The organism is Phyllobacterium sp. P5_D12, from assembly GCF_054049495.1.
Window position 1 is genome coordinate 1 of the sequence record NZ_JBFUMG010000290.1, and the last position, 5586, is coordinate 5586.

Here is a 5586-nt window from a genome sequence, read left to right on the forward strand (position 1 = left end):
AAAGTAGCGCGCCCATGTCCCGGCTAAAACTTTTACAGATCGCTTTGTTTGMCTTCGGTGTCGTATTCTGTCTGGTCTATCCGCTCGCGATTATTTGGCCATCAGGTTGGGCTTGGCATGATGGCCCGCCCACCGCTTCGCACTATTTCATGATGATCGTGGGCATATACGCAACGCTGGGGATATTTTTGGTCCGTGCGTCGCGCAATCCCATAGCGCATCGGTCGCTGATAGAGTTCACGATTTGGTCGAGTGTCGTGCACGCGCTGACCATGGCGGTCCAGTCCTACAGCCCCGGCGCGCATATGGGCCATATGCTGGGCGACGTGCCGGCCTTGCTATTCGTGGCAGCGGTGCTCGCCTGGTTGACCTATTCTCACGCTGCAACGAACGACGGCTAGAGGCCGGAACGTCGGTATAGCAAGTCCGTCTACATCTGACCGCGACTTGCGGAGTCTGACGTCACTGCGCCAATCCCGGTTGAACAGTCGACGCTCGCTGATTATCCCCTGCCGACCTTCTCCAATGCAAGATCAGGGCAGTCCTGACCCGGAAGCTCTCTAACCAATAAGGATGAAGGGACACTTGTCTCTATCGCATGTACTATGTTCGGCTTCAGATGGGGGTCCAATGCCGTACTCGCGTGCTGCCGCCGTAGCGGCGCTCAGTATGATGCTTTTACGCCCGCTGCCGACGATGGCGGCGGAGCCTGTTGGTGAGGCTGTCCTTATCAAAACGGAAGTAACTGGTGGAGGCGGCCCTATCGCGGTGGATACGCCAGTCCATCGCGACGAAAGGATCAAGACCTCTCAGTCGGGCCTTGGTCAATTCCTGTTCCGTGATGGTACCAAGCTGGCGGTGGGCTGGGGCTCGTCAGTGACGATCGATAAATTCGTCTATGATGACACCAGCTCGGTCAAAAATCTGACGATCAAAGCTGCCAAGGGAACGTTTCGCTGGGTCAGCGGAAATTCAAAATCGTCGGCCTATAATATCCTGACCCCTGCCGGAACGATCGGCGTACGTGGAACCGCATTCGACTTCTACGTGGGCCCGGACGGAACCACAGCAGTCGTCCTGTTGAACGGTTCGGCACGATTTTGCGGTGCGGGCGGCTGCAAAGAACTGAAGCGCCGTTGCGATTGTGTCGTTGCCAAGCCCAATGGCCGAATAACCGATACCCGCCGCGTCGATCGGAACATCTTCAAGACGCTGGGCAGTACGAAGGCACTGCCCTTCCTGTCGGGCAATCAGAAGCTCTCAGGAGGATTGGGAGTAACTGGCACAGGGTGCGGCCTTTCGATGGCGGCAGCGGAGCCCGCGGATAATGGCTCGCTTCCTCCAGCCAGGGCACCCGGTCTTGCCCCGCAAAGTCCGCGAGCTCCCGATCCGCCTGCTCCTCAGAGTCTTCGGGCTTCTGATCCGCCTGCTGCAGCACCCTCCGATGCGCCCGATCCGCCCGCTACGCCAAGGACGCCTGATACGCCGTCCAAGCCGGATAAACCTGACAAGCACCATCATCATGACAGGCACCACGATAAAGACCGTCATCACCACGACAGGCATGATGATGATCGGCGCGGTAGAGATCGCCACGATCACGATAGAGGCCGCGACAACCGGGATGGTAATGGACCAAGGCACAACAGATAACCGGATCCTATCAAATGCCAGGGGACAGGTCCTTCGCTGCCGGCTGATCGATGAAGTGATCGGATCGGCGCGATATCCGGCGATAGAATTCCGGCAGACCACTTGTGAGTTCCACCGCCTGCAATTTTACGATCCGCAAGAATTTACGACTGCTTGAAGACCGCAACCGCAAGGCTTCGATGAGTTGGGCGTGGATAGCCCGCAGTTGCACAAATTCGGGAGTTCCGCCGATCTTTTCATCACCGACAACCGCGAAAAGCCTGGTCCGCATACTTTTCCCTTTCAAGGCGAGGGCGCCTGCTTCAAGCAAAGCATAGCCCGGCAGCATTTCGGCGGTGCTGTCTGATACAAGAATGTCAAAGCTGACCTCCTTGCACGAAGATTCGATGCGCGCTGCAATGTTGACCGCATCGCCAATGGCGGAATAATTGAAGCGTGTTTCCGCACCCATGTTTCCGACGCATGCAAGTCCGGTATGGATACCAATCCCTATTCCGACCTTCTGTTCGTCTCCAAAGCCAAACGCATTATCCTGATTAAGGCGCGCGAGCGTCTCACGCATGGCCAATGCGGCATGGACCGCTTTGTTGGCATGATTGGCTACATCCACAGGGGCGTTCCAGAAGGCCATTATCGAGTCGCCGATAAACTTGTCGAGAGTCCCTTCGTTGGCGATGACATGACGGCTAAGCGCATCAAGGAGTGTATTAAGGAACAATACGACTTCTGCCGGGGTCAGGCGCTCACTGATTTCGGTAAAGTTGCGGACGTCGACAAACATAACCGTCAGTTCCCGGTCGTCTCCTCCTAGGCGCAATGCATTCTGCGTGTGCTCGATGCGATACAGCAGCGAAGGCGAAAGATAGTGGCCAAATGCGCGTCTGACCGCCCGGCGTTCGCGATCGATCACTAGAAAGCGAAACGAGGTCGCTGCAAAATGCGTTATCGACCCGCTGACGATGGGCGCCAGCGGATCAAATAAAAGGCCCGCGTAGAAAAAGGCGAGCCACGACGCCACAAGCGCCATGACCGTGATCAGCAGCCCGCAAACCAAGGCGACGGCAGGACTAACGAAAGTCGTCAATATCACGAGCAGACTTCCCATCGCTGCGATTGACAGGATTTCGAGCCCATTTGCCCAATCTGGACGCGAGAGAAACCGTCCCGACAATATCTGCTCGACGGTTTGCGCGTGCACCGAAACGCCAGGCACGTTCTGTCCAAGGGCAGTGGTACGGATGTCCTGAAGCCCGGCAGCGGATGTCCCGATAAATACGATACTGCCGTCGATAGCGTTCTTTATCTCGGGAGCGGCGCCTCCAGGCGCCAGTACCTGCCTGGCTGAAATATATCTCTCGGCGGTATCAGGGGTGATATAGAGCCACAGTTCACCCTCGGCAGTCACCGGAACCATGAATTCCCCGATTTTGACCATGGTTATGGTGTTAGGCACGTTGGTTGCGCCTGCCAGCACATAGGTGGAAGCGCCTTGGGCGACGCGTAGCGCTTCAAGCGCGAGGTTGGGATAGAGTTGCTCGCCATCGCTCAGGAAAAGCGGAACCGCGCGAACCACCGCCGATGGGTCACCGGGATTGAGGCTGATGTGCCCGATGCCGGCGGCATTCGCTTCAAATTCCGGCCGCAACGGCGTCGCGGCCTTGATGCGTGGAGGCGCGCCAGCAGGATTTTCACCTGTAAAGGCAAAGCCGGCCTTCACCTGTGGGCGATAATTCCCTTCGTTAGACAAACCAAAGCCCAGGACGACAGGTTTCCCGGCAATCGCTTGAGAAAAAATTTCATCATTATCAGGCAGTTGACCAAGCAGCGAGGGATCAATTCCGGCAACGTCTCGCACGACAGTACGCGGCGATAGACGGTCCGGCTCGGCGAACAGAACATCAAACGCGATGGCAGATGCCCCCATTTCAGTGAGCCTGTCGACCAAGGTGGCAAGCCGGTCCCGCGGCCATGGCCACTGACCGAACTCCCGCAGCGAGGCTTCATCTATATCGACGACCTTGACGGGCAGGTTTTCGAATGTTCGTGGCGCGATGCGCTGATATTCGTCGAATGTGAGGTCGCGGGCCTGCTTCAGCAGTGGCGGGTCACTTGCCCGCAGGATCGTGAGCGCCGCTACGATCGCTAAGCCGATAAGTACGCCAACTTGCTGCGCGCGCGTCATGGATGCCGTATCAGACCCCTTCTACCGAAAGCCTGACGACAAGGAGTTCTCACCCGGAGGAGTAAGTCCGATCTGATGGCCTGCCGCCGCGCCAGAAATGGTATGCTGCATTTTTCTTGGCTTCTATGCAATCGGGACATCATTTGCCATCAAATTGCAAAGAGTGGCGCACCCGAATGTGATTTGACGAAGGGGTTGCCGAGAGCCGTGCATCATCCTGCCCTCCCCTGGTACAGAGGTTCGGTGCTTAATCCCCAGTCAAAAAGGTCTTTCGTCAGGCCTCGCCTCTAGCCAGCCATGAACCTGAAACGACGTCGCACGGTTGGTGTCGTACATACAACCAAACAGAAATCACCGGCTGTGAATTCACCAAATGTTTCTCGTCGAAACATCTTGCGCGCGCTGGCACGCCAAGGGTATGATAGCCGATGAAAACCACTTCCGCTAAAACTTTACCTGCAATTGGCTCGGGCGATCGTCCTTGGCTCAAGATCCTTTCCAGCTACCGTAAACCGCACAGAGGACGCAGCGCCTTCGAACTCGCTGTTACTGTCATTCCGTTCGCTTTTTTCTGGGCATTGACCTGGGCCGCCGTGCACTATGGATACTGGTGGGGCCTGGTATTGATTGTGCCCGCAGCTGGCTTCCTGCTTCGGCTATTCATGATCCAGCACGATTGCGGCCATGGCTCTTTTTTTGCGCATCGTCATACGGATGACTGGACCGGCCGAGTGATCGGCGTTCTGACTCTGACCCCTTATGATTACTGGCGTCGTACGCACGCTTTGCATCACGCTTCGGCCGGCAATCTTGACGAGCGGGGCGACGGTGACATTACTACGCTGACCGTTGCGGAATATCGCGCCCTCTCGCGTTGGGGCCGGCTTGGGTATAGGCTGTATCGCCATCCAGCCGTAATGTTTGGTATCGGGCCCATCTGGCTTTTCATCTTCAAACAGCGACTACCCTTCGGCATGATGCGTTCCGGCTTGGAGCCGTGGGTTTCGACGATGGCAACCAATCTCGGAATAGCGGTTCTAGCGATATCTCTCATGTGGCTGGTTGGCGTCGGTCCGTTTCTCCTGATCCATCTGCCGATCGTCACTCTAGCCGGCGCTGCCGGCATCTGGCTGTTCTACGTGCAACATCAGTTCGAAGAAACGCATTGGTCGTCCGGTCCCGAGTGGCAATTTGCAGAGGCCGCGCTGCATGGTTCTTCGCATTACGTGCTGCCGGGCGTGCTGCGCTGGATGACCGGGAATATCGGCATTCATCACGTGCATCATTTGTCCTCGAGGGTTCCCTGTTACCGGCTTCCGGAAGTGCTGAAAGACTATCCGGAGCTCGGCGATGTCGGCCGCATCACCATCATGGAAAGTCTTCGCTGCGTTGACCTCGTCCTTTGGGACGAAAATCGTCGCAAGCTTATTTCGTTTCGCGAGGCCAAAAAGCTGGCTTGAACCAAGAGAAAGCTCGGAACCATCTTCCAGGCGGGTCGTTGACTCCCTGGAAAGTGTGATGACTGTGTCAACCGGACGCGATGGCAAGGCGGACAGGAACGTTTTTCCGGTTTCCAATCCTGGCCAACGAAATGGCAGACGAGCGCCTGTCCCATCCTGTCCACGCTTTGCTTCCAAAGGTTGGCGCTACTAACGAAAGTCCGTTGCGGTCAGAACGTACATGGTTTTGCGTCCGTGGGAATAGGCCTTTATTGCCGCGCCCTGGATCGACGCACGCGCCGCGTCGAATGC

Annotated in this window: 4 protein-coding genes; 3 read left to right on the forward strand and 1 reads right to left on the reverse strand. The window is 56.8% G+C overall.

Annotated features, from left to right (window positions below):
* Together ACXJ5O_RS17365 and ACXJ5O_RS17370 are read left to right on the forward strand one after the other, a co-directional pair.
* A partial coding sequence (locus tag ACXJ5O_RS17365; RefSeq protein WP_457300975.1) for a DUF6632 domain-containing protein occupies positions 1-401 on the forward strand: 401 nt, incomplete at its 5' end.
* Positions 402-630: 229 nt separating this feature from the next.
* Positions 631-1653 carry a FecR family protein gene (locus ACXJ5O_RS17370; RefSeq protein WP_457300976.1) on the forward strand — a complete coding sequence of 341 codons (1023 nt, stop codon included), beginning with the start codon at positions 631-633 and terminating at the stop codon, positions 1651-1653.
* Positions 1654-1663: 10 nt separating this feature from the next.
* Here ACXJ5O_RS17370 and ACXJ5O_RS17375 read toward each other — a convergent pair whose 3' ends face one another.
* Positions 1664-3835: a CHASE2 domain-containing protein gene (locus ACXJ5O_RS17375; RefSeq protein WP_457300977.1), complete on the reverse strand. Its 2172-nt coding sequence runs from the start codon at positions 3833-3835 to the stop codon at positions 1664-1666.
* Positions 3836-4263: 428 nt separating this feature from the next.
* On the opposite strand from ACXJ5O_RS17375, the gene ACXJ5O_RS17380 reads away from it, so the two are divergent.
* Positions 4264-5295 (forward strand): fatty acid desaturase, encoded by a 1032-nt coding sequence (locus ACXJ5O_RS17380; protein ID WP_457300978.1) that lies wholly within the window; start codon positions 4264-4266, stop codon positions 5293-5295.
* The last annotated feature ends 291 nt before the right edge of the window (positions 5296-5586 follow it).

Bases quoted from the DNA above. Each gene is read 5' to 3' on its own strand.
- ACXJ5O_RS17370 (WP_457300976.1), top strand. From the start codon at position 631: ATGCCGTACTCGCGTGCTGCCGCCGTAGCGGCGCTCAGTATGATGCTT.
- ACXJ5O_RS17375 (WP_457300977.1), bottom strand. From the start codon at position 3,835: ATGACGCGCGCGCAGCAAGTTGGCGTACTTATCGGCTTAGCGATCGTA.
- ACXJ5O_RS17380 (WP_457300978.1), top strand. From the start codon at position 4,264: ATGAAAACCACTTCCGCTAAAACTTTACCTGCAATTGGCTCGGGCGAT.